Origin of the sequence: Aromatoleum evansii, from assembly GCF_012910805.1 — a bacterium.
Taxonomy (GTDB): domain Bacteria; phylum Pseudomonadota; class Gammaproteobacteria; order Burkholderiales; family Rhodocyclaceae; genus Aromatoleum; species Aromatoleum evansii.
Genome location: NZ_WTVK01000036.1, coordinates 12,974 through 33,509, shown reverse-complemented (window position 1 = coordinate 33,509; position 20,536 = coordinate 12,974). Strand labels below are relative to the sequence as shown.

At 68.5% G+C, this 20,536-nt stretch carries 19 protein-coding genes; 9 read left to right on the top strand and 10 right to left on the bottom strand.

Features of this window, described 5'->3' with window-relative positions:
- Positions 1-3: 3 nt before the first annotated feature.
- Positions 4-1,038: an allantoicase gene (alc, locus tag GO615_RS17940; RefSeq protein ID WP_169130614.1), complete on the top strand. Its 1,035-nt coding sequence runs from the start codon at positions 4-6 to the stop codon at positions 1,036-1,038.
- Positions 1,035-1,544 (top strand): ureidoglycolate lyase, encoded by a 510-nt coding sequence (locus GO615_RS17935; protein WP_169130612.1) that lies wholly within the window; start codon positions 1,035-1,037, stop codon positions 1,542-1,544. The genes alc (GO615_RS17940) and GO615_RS17935 overlap by 4 nt, the downstream gene beginning before the upstream one ends.
- A 101-nt stretch (positions 1,545-1,645) precedes the next feature.
- Here GO615_RS17935 and GO615_RS17930 read toward each other — a convergent pair whose 3' ends face one another.
- Positions 1,646-2,503 (bottom strand): class I SAM-dependent methyltransferase, encoded by an 858-nt coding sequence (locus tag GO615_RS17930; protein WP_169130610.1) that lies wholly within the window; start codon positions 2,501-2,503, stop codon positions 1,646-1,648.
- A gap of 185 nt (positions 2,504-2,688) precedes the next feature.
- Between GO615_RS17930 and GO615_RS17925 the strand changes: the two genes are divergently transcribed.
- Entirely contained in the window at positions 2,689-3,699 is a 1,011-nt protein-coding gene (locus tag GO615_RS17925; protein WP_169130608.1) for an AraC family transcriptional regulator, read from the top strand.
- 66 nt (positions 3,700-3,765) lie between these two features.
- Here the strand turns inward: GO615_RS17925 and GO615_RS17920 are convergent, their stop codons facing one another.
- On the bottom strand, positions 3,766-4,428 hold the full coding sequence (locus GO615_RS17920) for a GntR family transcriptional regulator (protein ID WP_211167210.1): 663 nt from the start codon (positions 4,426-4,428) through the stop codon (positions 3,766-3,768).
- Positions 4,429-4,718: 290 nt separating this feature from the next.
- On the opposite strand from GO615_RS17920, the gene GO615_RS17915 reads away from it, so the two are divergent.
- The 4 genes from GO615_RS17915 to GO615_RS17900 all read left to right on the top strand — a co-directional run bounded on the left by GO615_RS17915 (position 4,719) and on the right by GO615_RS17900 (position 8,485).
- Positions 4,719-6,092, top strand: a complete 1,374-nt coding sequence (locus GO615_RS17915; RefSeq protein WP_169130606.1) for a C4-dicarboxylate transporter DctA — start codon at positions 4,719-4,721, stop codon at positions 6,090-6,092.
- Between the two features lie 78 nt (positions 6,093-6,170).
- Positions 6,171-7,205 carry an allantoicase gene (gene alc / locus GO615_RS17910; RefSeq protein ID WP_169130604.1) on the top strand — a complete coding sequence of 345 codons (1,035 nt, stop codon included), beginning with the start codon at positions 6,171-6,173 and terminating at the stop codon, positions 7,203-7,205.
- Positions 7,202-7,735, top strand: a complete 534-nt coding sequence (locus GO615_RS17905) for an ureidoglycolate lyase (protein ID WP_169130601.1) — start codon at positions 7,202-7,204, stop codon at positions 7,733-7,735. The genes alc (GO615_RS17910) and GO615_RS17905 overlap by 4 nt, the downstream gene beginning before the upstream one ends.
- Positions 7,736-7,969: 234 nt before the next feature.
- Positions 7,970-8,485 (top strand): AmiS/UreI family transporter, encoded by a 516-nt coding sequence (locus tag GO615_RS17900; RefSeq protein WP_169130599.1) that lies wholly within the window; start codon positions 7,970-7,972, stop codon positions 8,483-8,485.
- A 22-nt stretch (positions 8,486-8,507) separates the two neighbouring features.
- On the opposite strand, the gene GO615_RS17895 is transcribed toward GO615_RS17900, so the two are convergent.
- The 7 genes from GO615_RS17895 to GO615_RS17865 all read right to left on the bottom strand — a co-directional run bounded on the left by GO615_RS17895 (position 8,508) and on the right by GO615_RS17865 (position 16,534).
- Positions 8,508-8,855, bottom strand: a complete 348-nt coding sequence (locus GO615_RS17895; protein ID WP_169130597.1) for a GFA family protein — start codon at positions 8,853-8,855, stop codon at positions 8,508-8,510.
- Between the two features lie 43 nt (positions 8,856-8,898).
- A complete protein-coding gene (locus GO615_RS17890; protein WP_169130595.1) occupies positions 8,899-9,543 on the bottom strand; it encodes a glutathione S-transferase in 645 nt (214 codons plus the stop codon).
- 45 nt (positions 9,544-9,588) lie between these two features.
- Positions 9,589-10,152 (bottom strand): hemerythrin domain-containing protein, encoded by a 564-nt coding sequence (locus GO615_RS17885; RefSeq protein WP_169130593.1) that lies wholly within the window; start codon positions 10,150-10,152, stop codon positions 9,589-9,591.
- Between the two features lie 228 nt (positions 10,153-10,380).
- Positions 10,381-13,899, bottom strand: a complete 3,519-nt coding sequence (locus GO615_RS17880) for an nSTAND1 domain-containing NTPase (RefSeq protein WP_169130590.1) — start codon at positions 13,897-13,899, stop codon at positions 10,381-10,383.
- The gene (locus GO615_RS17875) at positions 13,896-15,446 is read right to left on the bottom strand and encodes an SIR2 family NAD-dependent protein deacylase (protein ID WP_246262355.1); all 1,551 of its coding nucleotides are present in this window, start codon (positions 15,444-15,446) and stop codon (positions 13,896-13,898) included. The genes GO615_RS17880 and GO615_RS17875 overlap by 4 nt, the downstream gene beginning before the upstream one ends.
- A gap of 130 nt (positions 15,447-15,576) precedes the next feature.
- Positions 15,577-15,954 carry a hypothetical protein gene (locus GO615_RS17870; protein ID WP_169130588.1) on the bottom strand — a complete coding sequence of 126 codons (378 nt, stop codon included), beginning with the start codon at positions 15,952-15,954 and terminating at the stop codon, positions 15,577-15,579.
- A gap of 133 nt (positions 15,955-16,087) precedes the next feature.
- Positions 16,088-16,534, bottom strand: coding sequence for a VOC family protein (locus GO615_RS17865; RefSeq protein ID WP_169130586.1), 447 nt, complete (start codon positions 16,532-16,534; stop codon positions 16,088-16,090).
- A 239-nt stretch (positions 16,535-16,773) separates the two neighbouring features.
- Here GO615_RS17865 and GO615_RS17860 point away from each other — a divergent pair, with 239 nt between their 5' ends.
- Together GO615_RS17860 and GO615_RS17855 are read left to right on the top strand one after the other, a co-directional pair.
- Positions 16,774-18,468 carry an ExeA family protein gene (locus GO615_RS17860; protein ID WP_169130584.1) on the top strand — a complete coding sequence of 565 codons (1,695 nt, stop codon included), beginning with the start codon at positions 16,774-16,776 and terminating at the stop codon, positions 18,466-18,468.
- Positions 18,469-18,470: 2 nt separating this feature from the next.
- Complete coding sequence (locus tag GO615_RS17855) at positions 18,471-19,271, top strand: general secretion pathway protein GspB (RefSeq protein ID WP_169130582.1); 801 nt, start codon at positions 18,471-18,473, stop codon at positions 19,269-19,271.
- A gap of 77 nt (positions 19,272-19,348) precedes the next feature.
- On the opposite strand, the gene GO615_RS17850 is transcribed toward GO615_RS17855, so the two are convergent.
- Positions 19,349-20,533 (bottom strand): XdhC family protein, encoded by a 1,185-nt coding sequence (locus tag GO615_RS17850; protein ID WP_169130580.1) that lies wholly within the window; start codon positions 20,531-20,533, stop codon positions 19,349-19,351.
- Positions 20,534-20,536: the final 3 nt, after the last annotated feature.

The window sequence follows — 20,536 nt, the reverse complement described above, 5'->3', positions numbered from 1 at the left end:
CCGATGAGTCACAACACCGGCAGCATCCGCATCGCCGAACCCGCCGTCCTGCCCGACTGGGCCCTGCGTTCGGTCGATCTCGCCAACCCGCGCATCGGCGCCAAGGCGCTGTATGCCTCCGACGACTTCTTCGCCGAAGTCTCGCGCATGCTCAACCCCGAACCCGCCCAGTTCATCCCCGGCAAGTACGACGACAACGGCAAGTGGATGGACGGCTGGGAAACGCGCAGGAAGCGCAGCACCGGCCACGACTGGTGTTTCGTGAAACTCGGGCGCAAGGGCACCATCCGCGGCTTCGACGTCGATACCAGCCACTTCACCGGCAACTACGCCCCGGCCGTGTCGATCGAGGCCACCGTGTGCGACTCGGACGACACCGCCGCCTTGAAGGACGCGAAGTGGGTCGAGATCCTGCCCTCAACCTCGCTCTCCGGCAACAGCCATCACCTGCTGCGCGCGAACTCCGACGCCGCCTTCACCCACCTGCGTGTGAACATCTACCCCGACGGCGGCATCGCGCGCCTGCGCGTGTATGGCCAGCCGGTGGGCGTGTTCGAAGGAACGGGCGATGCGCTCGTCGATCTGGTCGCGCTGGAAAACGGCGGCCGCCCGGTGGCGTGGAACGACGCCCACTTCGGCACCGCCGCCAACCTGATCCTGCCCGGGCGCGGCATCAACATGGGCGACGGTTGGGAAACCCGCCGCCGCCGCGAGCCCGGCAACGACTGGTGCATCCTGCAGCTCGGCGCCGCCGGCACCATCGAGAAGATCGAGGTCGACACCGCCCACTTCAAGGGCAACTACCCCGACCGCTGCTCCATCCAGGCCGCCTTCGTCGAGGGCGGCACCGACCAGTCGCTGATCACCCAGAGCATGTTCTGGCCCGTGCTGCTGCCCGAGCAGAAGCTGTCGATGGACGCGATTCACAGCTTCAGCGAACAGATCGCCAGGCTCGGCCCCGTCACCCACGTCCGCCTCAACATCATCCCGGACGGCGGCGTGTCGCGCCTGCGCCTGTGGGGGAGAGTGAAAAAATGAACGAAACCCTGATCCGGCTCACCGTCGAGCCGCTGACCGCAGAAGCCTTTGCGCCCTTCGGCGACGTGATCGCCACCGCGGACGCGCAACGCCACTTCACCATCAACGGCGGCAACACCGAGCGCTACCACGACCTCGCGCACATCGACCCGGGGCCCGACGGCCGCGCGATCGTGTCGATCTTCCGTGGCCAGCCCCGGCGCCTGCCCTTCACGGTGGAAATGATGGAACGCCACCCGCTCGGCAGCCAGGCCTTCGTGCCCTTGTCGGATGCGCCCTATCTCGTCGTCGTCGCCCCGGCGGGCGACACGCCAGGCATCCAGGACCTGCGGGTGTTCCTCGCGCGCGGCGACCAGGGGGTCAATTACGCGCGCGGCGTATGGCACCACCCGCTGCTCGCACTCGACGGCGTGTCGGACTTCCTCGTGATCGACCGGGCAGGCGAAGGACCGAACTGCGACGAAGTCCGGCTCGACGAAGCCGGCGTCATCGACCTGGGGCGCTGATCCCCCTCCCCCCGCGCGAGCTCCCGATCGCGCAGCGGGCGCCGGCCCCACGAGGACCGGCGCCCGCCACTTCATCTCGCGACGCACACGCGGCGTTCTCGTCAGTGCCGCGTGATCACCACCTCCAGATATTCGCCCGGCACGACCAGCGAGTCCGGTCCGCCGACGTTGCGCGACTCCAGCAGGCGCGTGAGATCGGCCTGGAAGCGCGCCTGCCCGGCCTCGTCGAGCGCCGCAAAGGCCTTGTGCGTGGGCCCGTAGTAGCGGCGGAAGACGTCGATCCAATGCTGCGGCGAACGGTAGCGAAAATTGAAGATGCGCCGCGTGCAGCGGATGTCCGCCGCCTGGTGGCCGAAGAACTCCACGAGCGCGCTTTCGTCGCCCCAGCGGGTGGGCGGGCGCAGGCCGGCCGGCGGCGGCACATGGGCGCCGACGACGCGGAAGAGCTCACCGATGAAGCCCTCGGGGGTCCACGCGGCGAGCCCGATGCGTCCGCCGTGGCGCACAACGCGCAACAACTCGCTCGCGGTGCGCGGCTGGTCGGGCGCGAACATCGCACCGAAGGTGGACAGCACGACGTCGAACTCGCCGTCGGCGAAAGGCAGCGCTTCGACGTCCGCGACCTGGAAGCGCACCGGCAGGCCTTCCGCTCGGGCGCGCGCGGCGCCCTTTTCCAGGAGTTCGGGCACGTAGTCGGTCGAGGTCACGTCGGCGAAGCGGCGCGCCGCAGCCAGCGTGGCATTGCCATTGCCGGCCGCGACGTCGAGCACGCGCTCGCCGGCGCGCAGGTCGGCCGCTTCGGCGAGCGACTCGCCGACGATCTGCAGCATCACGCCGATCACGGCGTAGTCACCGCTCGCCCAGGTGGCCTGCTGCCGGGTCTTGATTGCGGCGAAATCGGGTTGCGCTGCGGGGGTCGCGGACGGTGCGGCGACGCAGGAAGCGAGAGGGGCGTTCATGGCGAGTCTCCTGTCGGTGGGCTGGGCCGGGGGCTCTGCGGCCCCCGTGTCGGGGCGGCGTGACGCGTATCCCGACGAGCCCATTCTTTCGCCAGACGCATTTCGATGCTTCACTGAGAGTCGTGCAAACTTGCTCGCGCGTCCGGCTTTGCACATGCCCTGCCCCCGCCCAGCGGTCCATCGCCATGAGTCAAGACACGCTCTCCGCCCTCCTTCGTTGCGTGCGCCTGCGCGGCGCGGTGTTCTACTACGTCAGCTGCTGGGAGGACTGGGCCGCGGAAGCGCCGCCCGCGCGCGAGATCGCGCCTGCGGTGCTGCCCGGCGCCGAACACGTGATCGAGTTCCACATGGTCGCACGCGGTGCCGGCTGGGCCGCGGTCAGCGGGCTGCCACCCGCGCGCCTGGAAACGGGCGACATCGTGATGTTCCCGCAGGGCGACGCGCACGTGATGTCGAGCGCGCCGGGCGTCGCGCCAGCACGCATCGAACCGGACTGGGTGTTCGCGACGCGCAACGACCCACGGCCGATGCCCGTCGCCTATCACCGCGGCGTGCGCGAACCGGGCGCGCCTGCGCCGGTTGGCGACGCCGACACGATCCTCGTGTGCGGCTTTCTCGGCTGCGACCTGCGCCCCTTCAACCCGCTGGTCGCCGCGCTGCCGCGCCTGCTGCACCTGCCCGCGGCGCGTGCCGGCGACTGGGTCGCGCGCGTGATCGACCAGGCCGCGCGCGAATCGACCGAGCGCCGCCCCGGCTCCGACGTCGTGCTGGAGCGCCTCGCGGAGATGATGTTCGTCGACACCGCGCGGCGCTACCTCGAAGGCCTGCCGGACGACGCGACCGGCTGGCTCGCCGGCCTCCGCGACCGCTACGTCGGACGCGCGCTCGCGCTGCTGCACGAGCGCCCCGACCGCGCCTGGACGATCGACGAGCTCGGGCGCGAGGTGGGGCTCTCGCGTTCGGCCCTGCACGAGCGCTTCATGCAGTTCCTCGCCGAGCCGCCGATGCACTACCTGGCGAACTGGCGCATCCAGCTCGGCTCGCGCCTGCTGCGCGAGTCGAACCGCACGGTGGCGGCGATCGCGCAGGAGGTCGGCTACGAGTCGGAGGCCGCATTCTCGCGCGCGTTCAAGCGCCTGGTCGGCCTGCCGCCCGCCACCTGGCGCCGGCGCCTGTACGCCGCGCTGGACGCATAGCGCGCCTGCGCCCTGCGTCGGCGCCCGGTCGGCGGGCAATCAGCGGCGCTCATTCGCCCCACGGAATCAGGCGAAGATGCCCCACCAGCGCAAGGTCTGGTTGAAATGCTGACGCACCGCTTCGGCCGCGGCCTGCTCGTCGCCACGGATGACGGCGTCGATGATCACCAGATGCTCCTCCATCGCCGGCACGATGCGGTCCGGCAGCAGCGGCCGCGAATGCTGCATCACCGAGATGCGATCGCGGTTCTGCGCGTAGATCGCGCGCACCGTCGCGTTGCCGAGCGACTCGGAAAGCATGCCGTGCAACGCCCAGTCGACGGCCATCGCCTCGCGCTGGAGCGACGCCGTGATGCCATTGCGCGCAGCCTCAAGCAGGCGCAGGTGCACTTCGCGCAGTTCGGTCAGGCGCCTGCCGTCCCCCCGCCGCACCAGTCGCCGCGCGCCCTCCTGGTCGAAGATCAGGCGCAGATCGAAGTATTCGCGGATCGATTCGGGCGTCGCCTCCATCACCGCGACACCGCGCTTGGGCAGCACGTTGAGCAGCCCCGCCGACTCCGCGCGCTTGACCGCCTCGCGCACCGGCGCGAGCGGCAGGTCGACCATGCGCGCGAGGTCGGGCATCGACACGAACTGACCGGCGCGCAGCTGGCCGCCGGTGAGCATCGCCTTCAGCGCATTGAAGGCCTTTTCGGCAAGCAGCAAACCTTCCCCGTCCGGCATGTTCATACGTCTGCCCTCTCGATGATTCCCCAAATGGTACACAGGTGCCGCGACAGCGGAAATGTCGGCTGGCATGCGAGGGCGCTCCATAAAGAAATTTTTATTGACGGATAAGTGACACGCTAACTAACATGTCAGTACACATTTGAGAACGCATCCGCGGTGGGCACATCGATCCCGTGACCGCTCGACGGATGGCCGAAGCTCCGGGAAACCCACACCAAAGGCCCGGGACGACACGGCGCAAGAGCGGCTGCAGCGACGCAGCCACCGCATCCCGGTTTGCGAGGTGAACCATGCACAAACGTTTTCACAAGACCCTGTTCGGCCAGGTGGTCATCGCCCTGATCCTTGGCGTCGTCGTCGGCTTCGTATGGCCCGAGTTCTCGGTCCAGCTCAAGCCCCTGGGCGACGGATTCATCAAACTGATCAAGATGATCATCGCCCCCCTCGTCTTCTGCGTCGTCGTGCACGGCATCTGCAGCACCGGCGACCTGAAGAAGGTCGGCCGCGTCGGCGTCAAGGCGGTCGTGTATTTCGAGATCGTCACGACCTTCGCGCTCGCGCTGGGCATCCTGCTCGCCTATGTGCTGCAGCCCGGCGTCGGCATGAACGTCGACCCGAAGTCGCTCGACGCCTCTGCGATGAGCGGCCTCACCGAGCGCGTGCATCAGGCGACCAGCACCGTCGACTTCCTGATGAAGATCATCCCCGCGACCTTCTTCGACGCCTTCGCCAAGGGCGACATCCTGCAGGTGCTGCTGATCGCGATCCTGTTCGGCTGCGCCGTCGCGGCCTTGGGCGAACGCGGCAAACCGGTCACCGCCGCGATCGACAGCCTCGCGCATGTGTTCTTCAAGCTCATCGGCTTCATCGTCAAGCTCGCCCCGCTCGGCGTGCTCGGCGCCATCGCCTTCACGGTGGGCAAGTACGGCATCGGCTCGCTCAAGCAGCTCGGCATGCTGGTCGCGCTGTTCTACGTCACCTGCACGATCTTCGTCGTCGGCGTGCTCGGCTTCATCCTGCGTCTCGCGGGCTTCAACATCTTCAAGCTGCTGCGCTACCTGCGCGAGGAACTGCTGGTCGTGCTCGGCACCGCCTCGTCCGACTCCGTGCTGCCGCAGGTGATGCGCAAGCTCGAGCTCATGGGCATCAAGGACTCGACCGTCGGCCTCGTGATCCCCACCGGCTACTCCTTCAACCTCGACGGCTTCTCGATCTACCTGACGCTCGCCGCGGTTTTCATCGCTCAGGCCACCAACACCCCGCTGTCGACGGTCGATCTGCTCACCATCCTCGCGATCTCGCTCGTGACCTCCAAGGGCGCCCACGGCGTGCCCGGCTCGGCGATCGTGATCCTCGCCGCGACGCTCTCCGCGATCCCGGCGATCCCCGCGATCGGCCTCGTGCTGGTGCTGTCGGTCGACTGGTTCATGGGCATGGCCCGCGCGCTCACCAACATGATCGGCAACTGCGTCGCGACCGTCGTCGTCGGCGTGTGGGAGAAGGACATCGACCGCCAGCGCGCGAACCAGGTGCTCGACGGCGAGATCGTCATCGACGTGAATGCGCTGGCCGGCGCGCCCGCGCCGCACGCAACCGTTCCCGGCCCGCTCGCCGCCGAAGCCCTGCCGGTCGAACCGCTCGCCGCCGGCGCCCGCGGCGCCTGAGAAATCCGCAAACCGAAGAGTGCTCCCGGCCCGCACGGCGGGAGCACCGAATACCCCAACCCCGACAAGGAACACACCATGAGTCACAACACCGGCAGCATCCGCATCGCCGAACCCGCCGTCCTGCCCGACTGGGCCCTGCGTTCGGTCGATCTCGCCAACCCGCGCATCGGCGCCAAGGCGCTGTACGCCTCCGACGACTTCTTCGCCGAAGTCTCGCGCATGCTCAACCCCGAACCGGCGCAGTTCATCCCCGGCAAGTACGACGACAACGGCAAATGGATGGACGGCTGGGAGACCCGCCGCAAGCGCAGCACCGGCCACGACTGGTGCTTCGTCAAACTCGGCCGCAAGGGCACGATCCGCGGCTTCGATGTCGACACCAGCCACTTCACCGGCAACTACGCACCGGCCGTGTCGATCGAGGCCACCGTATGCGAGTCGGACGACGTCGCCGCGTTGAAGGACGCGAAGTGGACCGAAATCCTCGCCTCGACCTCGCTCTCGGGCAACAGCCACCACCTGCTACGCGCGAATTCCGACGCGGCCTTCACCCATCTGCGCGTGAACATCTACCCCGACGGCGGCATCGCGCGCCTGCGCGTATATGGCCAGCCGGTCGGCGTGTTCGCGGGAACGGGCGATGCGCTCGTCGATCTGGTCGCGCTCGAGAACGGCGGCCGCCCGGTGGCGTGGAACGACGCCCACTTCGGCACTGCCGCCAACCTGATCCTGCCCGGGCGCGGCATCAACATGGGCGACGGCTGGGAAACCCGCCGCCGCCGTGAGCCCGGCAACGACTGGTGCATCCTGCAGCTCGGCGCCGCCGGCACCATCGAGAAGATCGAGGTCGACACCGCCCACTTCAAGGGCAACTACCCCGACCGCTGCTCCATCCAAGCCGCCTTCGTCGAGGGCGGCACCGACCAGTCCCTGATCACCCAGAGCATGTTCTGGCCGGTGCTGTTGCCCGAGCAGAAGCTCTCGATGGACGCGATCCACGCCTTCACCGAACAGATCGCCAAGCTCGGCCCGGTGACCCACGTGCGCCTCAACATCATCCCGGACGGCGGCGTCTCGCGCCTGCGGCTATGGGGCAAGGTGGCGCGATGAACGCACTGCCCTTGCGGGCGGAGGTGCCGGCGTCGCGGCACATCGTCGCCGAGCCGCTGACGCCCGAGGCCTTCGCGCCCTTCGGCGACGTCATCGAGGCCGGCGACGCGGTGCGGCAGTTCCCGATCAACGGCGGCAACACGATGCGCTACCACGACCTCGCGAAGATCGACCCCGGCCCGGACGGGCACGCCATCGTGTCGATCTTCCGCGGCGAACCGCGTGCCCTGCCCTTCCCGGTCGAGATGATGGAACGCCACCCGCTCGGCAGCCAGGCCTTCGTGCCGATGTCGGGCCGGCCCTACCTCGTCGTCGTCGCCCCCGCGGGCGCCCCGCCGACGGCGCTGGACCTGCGTGTCTTCCTCGCCCGCGGCGACCAGGGCGTCAATTACGCGCGCGGCGTGTGGCATCATCCGTTGCTCGCGCTTGACGGCGTCTCGGACTTCGTTGTCATCGACCGCGCAGGCAACGGCCACAACTGCGACGAAGTGACACTCGCCGAAACCGTGCTGATAGACCTGGATCGCTGAACCCCGCACGCGTGATGCATCACCGGTGATGCAGCAGTGCCGTTCAGCACTCCCCGACGCAGCCGGGGACGTGCGGCGTGTTCGCGGCGCGGCGAGGACTGTCTGAGCAGGCAGCGCGGAAGCGCGCTGCACTGCGAGTTCCGCAGCCGCAGAGCGAACATGCCGCGCGGCCCCGGCGATTAGCAGCACAAATCACAAACCCCTCACCTCACCAACCCAACCGCACTCCCCACCATGCTTCTCGGCCTTGCCCTCTTCTACGTCGGCGCAGTACTCATCCTCAACGGCCTGTGGATGCTCGGCCGCATCGGCGACCGCGAAATCCCCGTGATCAACTTCTTCGCCGGCGGCATCACCCTGCTCGTCGCGCTCAAGCTCGCCTTCGGCGAAGGCGCCGACGCCGCCTCGATCAAGGCGGCCGCCTTCTCGCTGCTGTTCTCCTTCACCTACCTGTGGGTCGCCATCAACCGCCACAACGGCGCCGACGGCCGTGGGCTGGGCTGGTTCAGCCTGTTTGTCGCGATCACCGCCGTCCCCGTCGCCATCGACACGCTCGCCGACGCACACACCGGCTGGGACCTGTGGCTCGGCGCCTCGTGGGCCGCCTGGAGCGTGCTGTGGCTGCTGTTCTTCCTGCTCCTCGCGCTGCAGAAGCCCCTCACCCGCGTGACCGCGTGGACCGCCATCGTCCAGGGCATCTTCACCGGCTGGCTACCCGGCTACCTGCTGCTCAACGGCACCATCCGCTGAAGAACGCCGACGGGCAAGCCGATTATCGCGAGCGCCCGTCGAAATGCTTCACCGGCAGCGAGGCGAGCTTCACGCCTTCGAGGCAGCGCACGTTGATCGCCGCCATCGCGTGCCCCTGCGGATCCGTGCCTTCGCCGAAGGGGTGGATGCCGCAGGTCGTGCAGAAGCGATGCTTGATCGTGTGCGTGTTGAACGTATAGGTCGACAGGTTCTCCTCCGGCGTCAGCAGGCGCAGCTTGTCGCGCGGCACGAACCACAGCAGGGCCCCCTTGCGGGTGCAGATCGAGCAGTTGCAATCCATGACCTGCGTGAGTTCGCCTTCGACTTCGAAGGCGATCCGGCCGCAGTGGCAGCTCCCCTTGTAGATCATCGCCTGATCTCCCGTGACCGAGATTGAACCGATGCGATCCGATTCACACCGCGTCGCGCGCCTGGTAGGTTCCAGCCCCGTGAGGCGCGGCGCGGAACTCGGGCAAGGTTTCAGCCTGAGCCGAGTACGCCGCGAGGGTCGGAAAATCCGCGAGCGGCACGACGTCCGGCACCATCTGCTGCGCGAAGTGCCACGCGATCGCCGTCGTCACGCCCGCCTGGTCGATCGTTTCGCTCGTGGCCGCGAGCGGCCGCCGCTTCAACTCCTGCTCCAATGCAGCGAAGGCAGCGAGCAACTGTCCCGACACGCGCTCGACCCACGGTCCGTGCTGTTTCTCGGGCGGACGCTGGCCCCGCTCGTAGATGATCTGCACGCTCTTCTCGCACGCCGCCAGCGCGAGTCCGATCACGCGCAGCGCGTGCTGCAGTTCCGGGAGGGACGCGGGCATCAGGCTGCGTGCGGGTCGCGCAAGGGCTTCCGCGTACTCCAGAATCAGCGTGGAGTCCATCAGCACCTCGCCATCATCGCAGATGAAGGTCGGCGCCTTGACGACAGGATTGATCTGGCGGAACTGGTCGAAGGTGCGGAACACCGACAAGGACTGATGTTCGAAGCGCAGCCCCAGCAGTTGCAGGGAAACCGCGACGCGGCGGACGTAGGGTGAATCGAGCATGCCGATCAGCTTCATAGCCACTCCTCGAGTACGAATCGATCCAGGCTGACGAGAGGGGCCTCACGCCGCAGGAAGGTACATCGGATAGAGGATCTCCTCCTCCCGCCGGATGCGGCTTACCAAGGCTTTGCCGATCGCGGCGAGATCCTGCCGGAAAGGCCCCGCGAGTTCCGGGTGCTGCCCCAGCTCCTTGTACTTCCCCAGGAAATCGACCACGGCGCGGCCAATGACGTCCATCTCGTGTCGGAACTCGCGCATCATGCGGTGACTGACTGCGTCCCCCCGCAGGAAATGCTCCAGATAGACATAGAGCCGGACGTTTTCCTTGAGCAGGTGATCCATCAGCGCGGCTCGGAACTCGTCCAGCCGGCTCCGCACGACATCGAGCCGCCCACCGTCGAGGGCGGCAGCGATGGCCGAATGAATCTCCAGCAGGGCCACGTGATCCCGCATCAGCGCGGGGACCAGGCCCGGATCGTGCCGGATCTGGGTGCCCGGCGCCGCGGCCCCCGTCGGCGGACTGGCCGGCACCTGGACCGGCACTTCCCCGGATGATTCCCCGGCTGCCGCCGCGGCCGGCGCAGCCCCCTTGAATCTGCCGAACAGCTTGTCGAGTAGGAACATCTTGCCCCTCTGCGAAACAATGGTCATCCGCCAACTCGAGCGCGGCCGGATTCCTGCGTCTGCACCGGGACCTCACGGATACGGGATTCGAACCGCCGAGCGATCCAAAAAGCATACACGGCCTTCATGGCGGGTTCTACCATGCTCGGATCATGGGAATTGGGCACCCCCGTGCGTCGCGCGTCGGGCAGCGCTCCACGGCGCGATCGGGATGCCGAATTCGGGCCGCTATTCCTCGCCATCCCCGGTCTCTCGCCGGAGTCGCGTCGCCGCAGCGTAGAGCTCGTCGAAGCGCAGCAGGGACACGTGGAAGGTCTTGTCGCTGCTGGCCGTCGCCAGACGGGTCCCGTCCGGGCTGAAGGCGAGGTCGCGCACGTCGTTCTTGTGCACGGTGATGGTCTTCGCGAGTTCGAGCCCATCCATGTCGAAGATCCGCACGCCGGCATCGTTGCACGCGACGGCAAGCTGCCGGCCGTCGTGGCTGTACGCGATCGCAGAGCAATAACGAACGCCGTCGATGGTGAAGGTGGCGGCTGGTTCCGCGCCCGGCACGGCGAAGGCGCTGACCGGCCACAGGTACACCCGGCGCTGCACGACCACGGCGACATGGGTGCCGTCGGGGCTGAAGGCGAGCTCGGCGATCCGCGTCCCGGATGCACGCGCCGTTTCCGACAGCTCGATCGTGCCCACGTTCTGCGCCGAGAAATCCCACAGCCTGAGCTTGCCGTCGTAGCCGCTGGTCGCAAACCGTTCTTCCTTCGGGTGAAAGGCGACCGATGACGCCTGGACGACGCTCTTGCCGGCGTGCGACACGCCCACGGCGGGGAAACCGGCGCCATCCAGCTCATACAGCCACGCGAAGCCGTCGGCGCCCGAGCTCGCGAGCCGCTTGCCGTCGGGGCTGAACGCCAACCCTCGCAGTTGGTCCTTGTGCTTCTGCAGCATCGCCGTCTGGGTGCCGGTCGCCACGTCCCAGAGCCTCACCGTGTTGTCCAGCCCCGCCGTGGCGACCTGCATTCCCCCGGGCGCGAAGGCGACACGGAACACCTGGCCGGTGTGGCCGCGCAGCGCATGGCGCAGAGTCGGCGAGCCGCCGGACAGGTCCCATATCCTGGCCGTGCGATCGCTGCTGCCGGTCACGAGCAGGCGTCCGTCGGCGTTGAATGCGAGGCTGGTCACGGTCTTGAAGTGACCCTCGATGTTCCAGAACTTGACCGTCCCGTCGCGACTCGCCGTGGCCACATTGCGACCGTCCGGACTGAACTTGACCGCCTCGACGAAGGACGTGTGGCCGCCCAGCGTCAACAGGTTTTCGCCGGTTTCGCCGTCCCAGATCCTCGCCGTGGAGTCCCCGGCCGAACTTGCGATGTAGCGGCCGTCCGGGCTCACGGCGACATCCCGCACCCGGTCGCCGTGACCGGCGAGAATGCGCACACTCCAGTCCGGATGCTGTGACAGCTCGGCGCCCGGCGGCGGGTTCGAGCCGCCCACCCGGCCAAGCAATTGGTCGAGCGTCTCGCCGGCGGGCTCCCACACGCGCACCCAGGCGTCGCGGCTCGCGGTGACCAGGGCCTTGCCGCCCTGCGTGAACGCCACCGCATCGCTCGCCTCGGTGAGCGGCAACCGCAGGATCTCGGCTCCCGTCTTCAGGCTCCACATCCCGGCGGCGGTCCGGGCCCCGTCGCCCCGCTCCACGCAGGCGGTCGCGAGGCAGCAGCCGTCCGGGCTGAAGGCCAACCCCATGACCCACGCGCCGCCCGCATCCAGCGTGATGAGCGGCACGGTTTCGCCTGCTTCGCCATCGAGATCCCACACCTTGATCACGCGCCCCTTGCGCTCGCCATCGCCGCCCGTCGCCAGGCGCCGGCCGTCCTGGCTGACGGCGAAGGCGCTGTAGATCGGGCTGCCGTGCTCGAATGTGCGGAGCGGCGTCTGCGGCGCATCGAGCGCCCACAGATAGGCCTTTTCATCTGCCGACGTCACAAGCCGGTCGCCCGCGGGCAGGAAGGCGACATTGCGCACCCACTTGTCGTGGGGAAATGAAGCCACGGGCGCTTGCGGGCGACCCTCGGTGATGTTCCACAGCTTGACCATCTTCTCCTGGTCCGCCGTGGCGAGCCGCCGGCCGTCGGGGCTGAAAGCGAGGTCCGACACCGACCGCTTGCTCACCGGCAGGGTCCACACCAGGCGGGAGGCCTGCATCGCCTGGCGCAGGGCGTCCTCCGCGGCGGCCGTCGGCGCCAGGCCGAGCCGCGCGGCGAAGGTCGGCGGCATGCCGAAGGGTGCCGTCGCCTCGACCGCCTCGAGTGCGAGGTCGAGCGCACGCCCGGCGTCGAAGGGCGCGATGGAGATCGATTCCGCCGCCTTCTGGTTCGCCTCGGAGCGCCGCTCCTCCCACGACGCATAGATCCAGCCGGTGATTGCGGCGCCGGCCATCGCGCCCAATGCGAACAGCCACTGGCGCAGCGCGCGCTTCGCGGCCTCTTCACGCGCCTTCCTGACCTCCACGGCGCGCCCCTGGTCCGCCACGTAGCGGCGGCGCCAGTCGAGAATCGCCGGGGCGAGCACGTCGTGGAACACCTCGTAGCGCGTCGCGTCCGGGCGGTCGGGCACGGCCACGGTGCGCAGGATGCGGTTGCGCGCATCGGTGAGCGCCGCCAGCACGTCGGGCACGCTGGGCGCCAGCTCGCCCGCCCAACTGGTGAGGTCAGCCGCGCTGCAGGCCACCTTGCTCCCGGTCGGGGTGACGAGGCGATCGAAGAAACTGGCGCACACCGCCTGGCTGGTCTCGTCCAGTCGGGCCATCGCGTTGTCGAGGTGGGTGCGGACGATCTCGTTCGCGCCCTTCAGGCGGTCCAGCGTCGCCCGACGCAGCAGGCAGGACTGCGCGTCGCGCTCCTCCTCCCACAACCGCACCATCACGAGCTGCAGGAAGGGCGCCTCGATGTAGCCATCCTCCGCCTGCCTGCCGCCGCTGCCGCCGTGACGGCCCGCCGACACTTCGCCGATGCGCACCTGGCGCAGCAGCTCGTCGATCAACCCCTCCTCGATGTCGACATGCGGCTGCCCCGGCGCCAGCCTGGCGTTCCACACCTCGAGCGGCTTGCGGATGGCCACCGCGGCCCCGGCGGTGTCGAGATGATTCAGCCGCAGGCGATTGCTCATCAGGTTGTGGATGCGCTCCTGGAAGCGGTCGAGCTTGGAGAGGCTGTCGTCGCGCAAGGCGATCAGGAAGCCGACATCGACGTCGTCGCGATTCACCGCGCGTGCGAACTGCGCCTCGAAGGAGTTCGGGTCGGTGGACTTGGGGTGGTAGAGGAAGTACTCCTCGAACTGGTCGAACAGCACCAGGACCGGCCCGTGGGCCGCCTCGCCGCAGGCGCGCAGCACTTCGTCGAAGGGCAGCGACTCCGCCGGTTTCGGCTGGTCCGCATGCTGTGCCCACACGGCGTCGATGCAGGCCCGCTTGAGCGCAGACTGGAAGTCGCGGTCCACCCAGTTGCGGAAGACCACGACGGGCGTCTTCGGCCGCTCGCGACGCAACTGCGGAATCACCCCCGCCATCAGCACCGAACTCTTGCCGACGCCGCTCGCGCCGTAAAGAATCGTCAGCGGCGAGGAGAGCAGATTGGAAATGATGACGTGCTGGTCGCGCTCGCGGCCGAAGAAGAACTCGTGGTCGCGCTCCTCGAAGGGCTGCAAGCCCACGTAGGGACAGCGCACCCGTTCGTCGCTGTCCGCGCTCACGGCGTCATCCTCGTGCGCAGGGTGCTGACGAACTCGTCTATCGTCACCTCATAGGGGTAGACCCCGCGCTTCTGCCAGAACTTGAGCTCGAGTTCCGAGAACTGGTCGTCGATGGCCCAGGACTGGATCTCGTCGTCACCCGACGCGGCCGCCCGCTTGGCGAAGAAACGATTGAGGCTCTGCAGGATCGTGCGGAAGCTCCAGTCGCGCAGGCTGTAACCGAGAAACAGCAGGTTGCGGTCGCGGCAATGCGTGGCGAACAGCGCCGGGATCGCCGACTTGCTGGCGATGCGCGACAGCAGCTCGACGTAGTCCGACTCGGTGATCACGAAGCTGTCCCATTCGGACGTCTCGGGCAGGATCGAGCCGTGCATCTTGAAGATCACGGTGGTCGTATCGAGGTCGATATACAGCTCGTTGGGCGCCGGCGTCTGCGGCTGGGTCGCCCCGTGCGGCCACCACAGGACGGCGTTGCCGAGATCCTTCAGCTCGGAATACACGACCAGGTCATACGGCCGCTGTGCGGCGCGGAAGGCCTGCTCGATCAACGTGTCGTAGTTGCTCGTGATGATCAGCAGCGGGCGGGACACCCCCGCCAGGAAGCCATACAAGGAAGGAATGGCGACCCCGCCAAGCGCCTGCGGCGCGAGGATCTGGCGCAGGCGCTCGTGCAGCGCGTCGCGCGTGTGGAAGGCCTCGTAGTACGACGCGACCTCGGCGAGCTGATCGCGCTCCTTCTCCGACGGGAACTCCGTGTCGTCCGCGAGAAACAGCGACAGCTCCGCGCCGCTGGGCAGGAACTTGGGCTCCTGCGGATTCCAGCGCGCATCGACCGGGCGCCCGGAGTGGCTGATGCCGGTGCCGATGATCGGCACGACCATGCCCGAATTCAGGGCCTTGACGATGCGGCCGTACGGAGGCGGCGCCTTGATCCGGGTTGCGCGCACATCCATCTTCCGCGCGGCGAGTTGCTGTTCCACGAAAGCGCGCAGATCGAGCCGCAGGCGGTCGCGGAATTCCTGCGGCGTCTCGTATTCCGCGTAGCTCCCCTTCAGCGAACCATCCGGGTTGCGAAATCGCTCGAAGAACGCCTTTACCCGGCGGAACTGCTGCACCCGCTCGTCGAAATCCGGATCGTCCGGATCACCGAAATCGGGCTTGCCCTTGCGGTGATAGACGAGGATGCAGGGCGGCGGCCGGGCCGCCAGCGCATCCTCGTACTCCCATTCGGTGCCGGACAGATACGGGCTGCCGTCGGGCCGGGTGCAGGTATCGGGCAGCCGCGTGCCGAGCCGCGACCACAGGATGACGATGACGGCGTCGCATTCCGACGGCTTCGCCAGCCCGCGATTGACGGCGTCCTGCGGGCTGAGCGTCGCGGGCATCGACACCGGCGCGGCCGGGTCGTCCCAGCGCATCGCCTCGCAGGTGATCTGGCCGCGCAGCAAGGGGTCCTTCGGCAGCTCCTGCTCGATCACCTGCTGCGCGAAGGTGCGCTCGTCGGCGACATCCCCCGGTGAGGACAGGAAGAAACGGAGATGCAGCATGCCCGCGCCCTCCCCCGGAATACGTTTGTACTAACCTCCAGAATATAGCTCATACCATCGGCTTTGCCGGCTCAGCACATTTTCCTGCCGCGATGCCAATCGGGTTGCCGCGAGGCCGCACGACGGCAGCTCAGCGGCTGCAGGATGCGCGCACGTGGGACGGGAAGGCCAGCACGAGGAAGGTCAGCATCAGCACGGCGATGAGCAGCGGCCAAACGGCGGGCGGACGCGTGAAGCTGACATTCTCGACCAGCACGCTCCCGACGCGGTACAGCTCGTAGGCCGCCGCCGCCATGCCGAGCCACCACGCCCAGCGATAGTGCTTCAGCAGCCCCCATGCAACGATGACTCCGGTTAGCCCCATGACCCAGGTCAGGGGCTGCGCGAAGCGGAAGCTCAGCACGAGGGCATCCCCCCCGAGGGTAAAACGGATCACGGTCCCGACGAGAATGATCGCGGCAAAGGTCGCAGCGGTCGCTGCGGCAAGGTGAATGCGGGTGATGGCCATAAGACTCGCGGTAAGTTGAACGAGGGGCGCGCGCAACGGAACGGACCGTCCGTGCCCGCGACGGGCAATTCTGCACCAAGCCGCCCGCATTCTGCATGTCCGGCATGCATCCCGGGCAGCGCCGATGCTGCGCCTAACTCTGCGGGCTCTCCCAGCGGTCGTGACGTTCGCGCCGCTCCTGGCGGTAATTCGTCACCTCCAGGCGCACGCCGTCGGGATCCTCGAAGAAGGTCGCCACATAGTCCGGCGCGTAGTCCGGGTAAAGCCTCGCCTCCGATGCATCAACGCCGAGCGCGCGCAATTTCTCCGCCACCGCGCGCACATCCGCCTCCGAATCCACGCGCAGGCAGAAGTGATGCAGTCCCGGCGCATACGGCTCGTGCTTCGCCGCCACGCGCGCGGGCCGCAGCACGAATCCGAAATGCCGGTTGTAGTACTGGACGTGCGGATCGCCCGCCAGCGTGAAGCGATTCTTGCGAAACCCCAGCGCCTCGATCAGCACTTGGTCATAGAAGCGCTCGGACGCGCCCAGGTCGGACACGGCGAGGTAGATGTGGTCGATTCCGGTGACTTCGGTCATGCGGGACTCCGGTGGAAGCGAGGGGACGCCGGGATTGCGGCACGCGCGCATCGCGCAGCGCCACATCGGGAATGATAGGCGCCTCCGCCGCGTTAAACACCGCACACCACTGCATGACGACACGCCCGGGCCGTTTGCGCCCGATGCCCCGCTAATGTGACACTAGCGTCGCGCCGCAGCGCGCACTCCGGATTCCCTGCAACGACGCCAGGCCGCTCCGGCGGAGACGAGACGCACGCATGTACAACGAGTATTTCGGGTTTTCCGCGGCGCCCTTCTCGATCGCGCCCGATCCGCGCTACCTCTTCATGAGTGAACGTCATCGCGAGGCGCTCGCGCACCTGCTGTACGGGCTGCGCGTCGACGGCGGTTTCGTGCTGCTCACGGGCGAAGTCGGCACGGGCAAGACGACGATCTGCCGCTGCCTGCTGGAGCAGGTGCCGGACGGCTGCGACATCGCCTTCATCCTCAATCCCAAGCTCGACACGCTGGAACTGCTGGCGACGCTGTGCGACGAGCTGCATGTGCCGGTCGCCGGCGCCGAGCACTCGGTGAAGGTGCTGGTGGACCGCATCAACCGCCACCTGCTGGACGCGAATGCGCGCGGGCGCAAGACGGTGCTGATCGTCGACGAGGCGCAGAACCTGTCGAACGAAGTACTGGAGCAGCTGCGCCTGCTGACCAACCTCGAGACGAACGAGCGCAAGCTGCTGCAGATCATCCTGCTGGGCCAGCCCGAGCTGCGCGAGCGCCTCGCGCAACCGGAACTGCGCCAGCTCGCGCAGCGCATCGTCGCGCGCTACCACCTGGAACCGCTGTCGCGGCAGGAGGTGGGCGCCTACGTGAATCACCGCCTCGCGGTCGCCGGCGGGCAGCAGCGGCTCTTTCCCGACGCGGTGATCGACCGCCTCTACCGCCTGAGCGGCGGCACGCCACGCCTCATCAACGTGATCTGCGACCGGGCGCTGCTCGGCGCCTACGTCGAAGGCAAGACGAGCGTCGCACGCAGCACGCTCGACAAGGCGGCGGGTGAAGTGCTGGGCTCGGTGCCACGGGCATCCGCGGCACGGCGCATCGCGCTCGCTTCCGCGCTCGGCATCGCGCTCGCAGGCGGCGCGGCCGCCGCCTGGCATTACGGCCTTGCGGTTCCGGCGACGGGAACGACGGCACCCGTCGCGGCGGCCCCTGCAGTACCCGAGCCTGCGCCGCCCGCCGCCACGCCGGTCGCCAAGGCCTCGGACCCGGGCAGTGCGGAGGCCGACGCTGAACCTGTCGCCGTCGCAGCCGAAGCGGCCGCAACAACGCAGGAGAACCCGATCGCCTGGCCGAAACCGGAAGAGCACTGGCTGCACGAGGTGATGGCCGTACGCAGCCTGTTCGCCCTGTGGGGGCTGGACGCGCGGCTGTTGGGCATCGACGACGCCTGCCGCCTCGCCGCACGCCGCGATCTCGGCTGCCTGCGGCGCGAAGGCGGTCTCGACGAGCTTCGGGCGATGAACGCGCCGGCCATCGTCGAACTGCGCCAGGCGGACGGACCGAACTTCCTCGCCACGCTGCTCGGGATCGACGGCGAGCGCGCCCGCATCGCCTTCGCCGGCGACACGCACGACGTATCGCTCGACACCCTGCAGCGGCAATGGCACGGCAACTACACGCTGCTGTGGCGGACACCGCCCGGATGGCACCGCACGGTCGGCACCGGCATGCGCGGCAACGATGTCGTGTGGGTAGTGCGCCAGCTCGCGCGCTGGGAGGGGCTCACGGAACCCGAGGCATCCCCAAGCGCCTACACCGCGCGCATCGAGGAGCGCATGCGCGCCTTCCAGCGCAGCACCGGCTTGCCCGAAGACGGCGTGGTCGGCCCGCTCACCGTCGTGCGCCTCGCCGCCCTGTCCGACCCCGGCACGCCCGTCCTGACGAAGCAGGCCCAATAAGCATGTCCTACATCCTCGAAGCCCTGCAGAAATCCGAGCACGCGCGCCATCGCGGCAAGGTGCCGGACCTGAACACGCTACCCGAGACGACGCCGAGCGCGACAGCTCACCTGACCACGCGCCGCCCGCCCTACCTTGCGGCCAGTTTCGCGCTCGCCCTCGCGGCGGCGGTTCTGGGCTGGTGGCGCCCGTGGCAGGCGGCGGAACCGCAGCCGGCCACAACCCCGCCGCAGGCGACGCGGAACGTCCAAGCGGAAGCCGCCCGAAGCGTCGCCCTCGCTGCACCGGCGGCGCCGCAAGCGGTGGCCCTCCAGCCCGCTCCGCCCCCTGCTCCGCCGGCGGTTACCGCTCCCGCCGCACCGCCGGCGCTCGCAGCGCTCGCACCCGAACCTCGGCCTGCCGCCGCACCCCAAGCGGCGAAAACCGCGCCCCCGGTCCCGACGACACGCCGCGATCCGCCGGCATCAGAACGCCCTGCGCCGGTCGCCAGGAGCACACCCCCTGCTCTGTCCGCCACCCGCATCGCCACAGCGACGCCTGCGGCATCGGCACCGACCCGCAAGGCATCGGACGGCCGCATCCTGAACATCCACGAACTGCCGCCCGCGGTACGCGGCAGCCTGCCGCGCCTCGACATCTCCGGCTTCGCGGCGGCACCGGATTCGGACAAGCGCATGGTCGTGATCAACGACCGGCTGGTGCAGGAAGGCGAGGAAGTCGCGCCCGGCCTGACGCTCACCAGCGCCGGCAAGGACGGCGTCGTGCTCGACTTCCAGGGCTACCGCTTCCGCGCGCAGCAGTAGGCGCGGAAGGCTTCGGCACGCACAAGTGCCGCATATGGGCGGGGTGCCTTGTGCGGGTCGGCAACGCTGTTCCTCCGTCAGGCGGCAATGAGCGTAACGTCAATCGTTTCCCGCTTTCGGCGACGCTCGCCTCCATCGACGTGGATGGATTCGCCGCTCCGGTGACGCAGTTTCGTCCCCAGGCGTCCGGCAAATACCGCGCGAATCTCGCCAACGATCGCCAGCGCGATCTCCTCGGGGTTGTCGGCACCGATGTCGAGACCGATCGGGTAATGCAGGGCATCGACGAACAACGCCCCCTCGTCCGCCCCCGCTGAGCCGATTTCCCCGAGCAGACGCGCAGTGCGTGACCGCGGCCCCAGTTGTCCGACGTAACGGGGCGGCTTGCGCAGCAGGCGGCGCAGCAGTTCGCGATCCTGATCCACGCTATGCGTCATGACCACGACCGCCACATCGGCCGTCACACCGCAGCCGTCGAGCGGGTTGTCGGGGTTCGTGACGCGCACCTCGTCGGCATCCGGAAAGCGCTCGCGCCGGGCGTAATGCGCGCGTCCGTCGGCCACCGTCACATGCCAACCGAGCTGCTTCGCGAAGTGCACGACCGGCACGGCATCGTGCCCGGCCCCGAAGACGACGAGCCTCGGCGGCGGCGAAACGCATTCGAGGAAGACCTCCACCTCGCCGCCATCCACGGGATAGCGAAGATGCTGCGAGCTGCGCTCGTGCAGGACGAGCGCGAGATCGCGCGCGATGGGTTTGCCCAGCGCAGCATCGCCGAACTGTCCTTCGCAGCGGCCGTCGGGAAACATCACCATGCGCTCGCCAATGCCGACCGCACAATCCCGCGCGTCGATCACGACCGCCGTGGCAGCCGGCCGCATCTCGTCGCGCACGACGCGCAGCGCCTCCAGCTGCGCATCGTTGCGGCCGCCAGACAACCTTTCGAGCAGCACGTGGACGACGCCGTTGCAGCCGAGCCCGAAGGCCCATTGCGCGTCCTCGTCCGCGGTCGTGTCGTAGCGGCACACGGTTGCCCCCGTGGCCCCGGTGAGCCACCACGCGCGCTTGATGACGTGGCTTTCGAGGCAGCCGCCGCTGATCGTGCCGACGCTACGGCCATCGGCGAAGATGAGCATGCGGGCTCCGGCGCGACGATAGGACGACCCTTCCACCTTGACCACGGTCGCCAGTACCGCCTCGCTGCCGCCCGGCACCCGCACGCGGGCGTGCCAGGCGGCGACGATTTCGTGCATCTCCTTCATCGC

Coding starts and splice junctions, on each gene's coding strand:
- alc (WP_169130604.1), top strand. CDS start 6,171: ATGAGTCACAACACCGGCAGCATCCGCATCGCCGAACCCGCCGTCCTG.
- GO615_RS17850 (WP_169130580.1), bottom strand. CDS start 20,533: ATGAAGGAGATGCACGAAATCGTCGCCGCCTGGCACGCCCGCGTGCGG.
- GO615_RS17870 (WP_169130588.1), bottom strand. CDS start 15,954: ATGGCCATCACCCGCATTCACCTTGCCGCAGCGACCGCTGCGACCTTT.
- GO615_RS17895 (WP_169130597.1), bottom strand. CDS start 8,855: ATGATCTACAAGGGGAGCTGCCACTGCGGCCGGATCGCCTTCGAAGTC.
- GO615_RS17865 (WP_169130586.1), bottom strand. CDS start 16,534: ATGACCGAAGTCACCGGAATCGACCACATCTACCTCGCCGTGTCCGAC.
- GO615_RS17905 (WP_169130601.1), top strand. CDS start 7,202: ATGAACGCACTGCCCTTGCGGGCGGAGGTGCCGGCGTCGCGGCACATC.
- GO615_RS17860 (WP_169130584.1), top strand. CDS start 16,774: ATGTACAACGAGTATTTCGGGTTTTCCGCGGCGCCCTTCTCGATCGCG.
- GO615_RS17920 (WP_211167210.1), bottom strand. CDS start 4,428: ATGAACATGCCGGACGGGGAAGGTTTGCTGCTTGCCGAAAAGGCCTTC.
- GO615_RS17925 (WP_169130608.1), top strand. CDS start 2,689: ATGAGTCAAGACACGCTCTCCGCCCTCCTTCGTTGCGTGCGCCTGCGC.
- GO615_RS17930 (WP_169130610.1), bottom strand. CDS start 2,503: ATGAACGCCCCTCTCGCTTCCTGCGTCGCCGCACCGTCCGCGACCCCC.
- alc (WP_169130614.1), top strand. CDS start 4: ATGAGTCACAACACCGGCAGCATCCGCATCGCCGAACCCGCCGTCCTG.
- GO615_RS17935 (WP_169130612.1), top strand. CDS start 1,035: ATGAACGAAACCCTGATCCGGCTCACCGTCGAGCCGCTGACCGCAGAA.
- GO615_RS17915 (WP_169130606.1), top strand. CDS start 4,719: ATGCACAAACGTTTTCACAAGACCCTGTTCGGCCAGGTGGTCATCGCC.
- GO615_RS17890 (WP_169130595.1), bottom strand. CDS start 9,543: ATGAAGCTGATCGGCATGCTCGATTCACCCTACGTCCGCCGCGTCGCG.
- GO615_RS17885 (WP_169130593.1), bottom strand. CDS start 10,152: ATGTTCCTACTCGACAAGCTGTTCGGCAGATTCAAGGGGGCTGCGCCG.
- GO615_RS17900 (WP_169130599.1), top strand. CDS start 7,970: ATGCTTCTCGGCCTTGCCCTCTTCTACGTCGGCGCAGTACTCATCCTC.
- GO615_RS17875 (WP_246262355.1), bottom strand. CDS start 15,446: ATGCTGCATCTCCGTTTCTTCCTGTCCTCACCGGGGGATGTCGCCGAC.
- GO615_RS17855 (WP_169130582.1), top strand. CDS start 18,471: ATGTCCTACATCCTCGAAGCCCTGCAGAAATCCGAGCACGCGCGCCAT.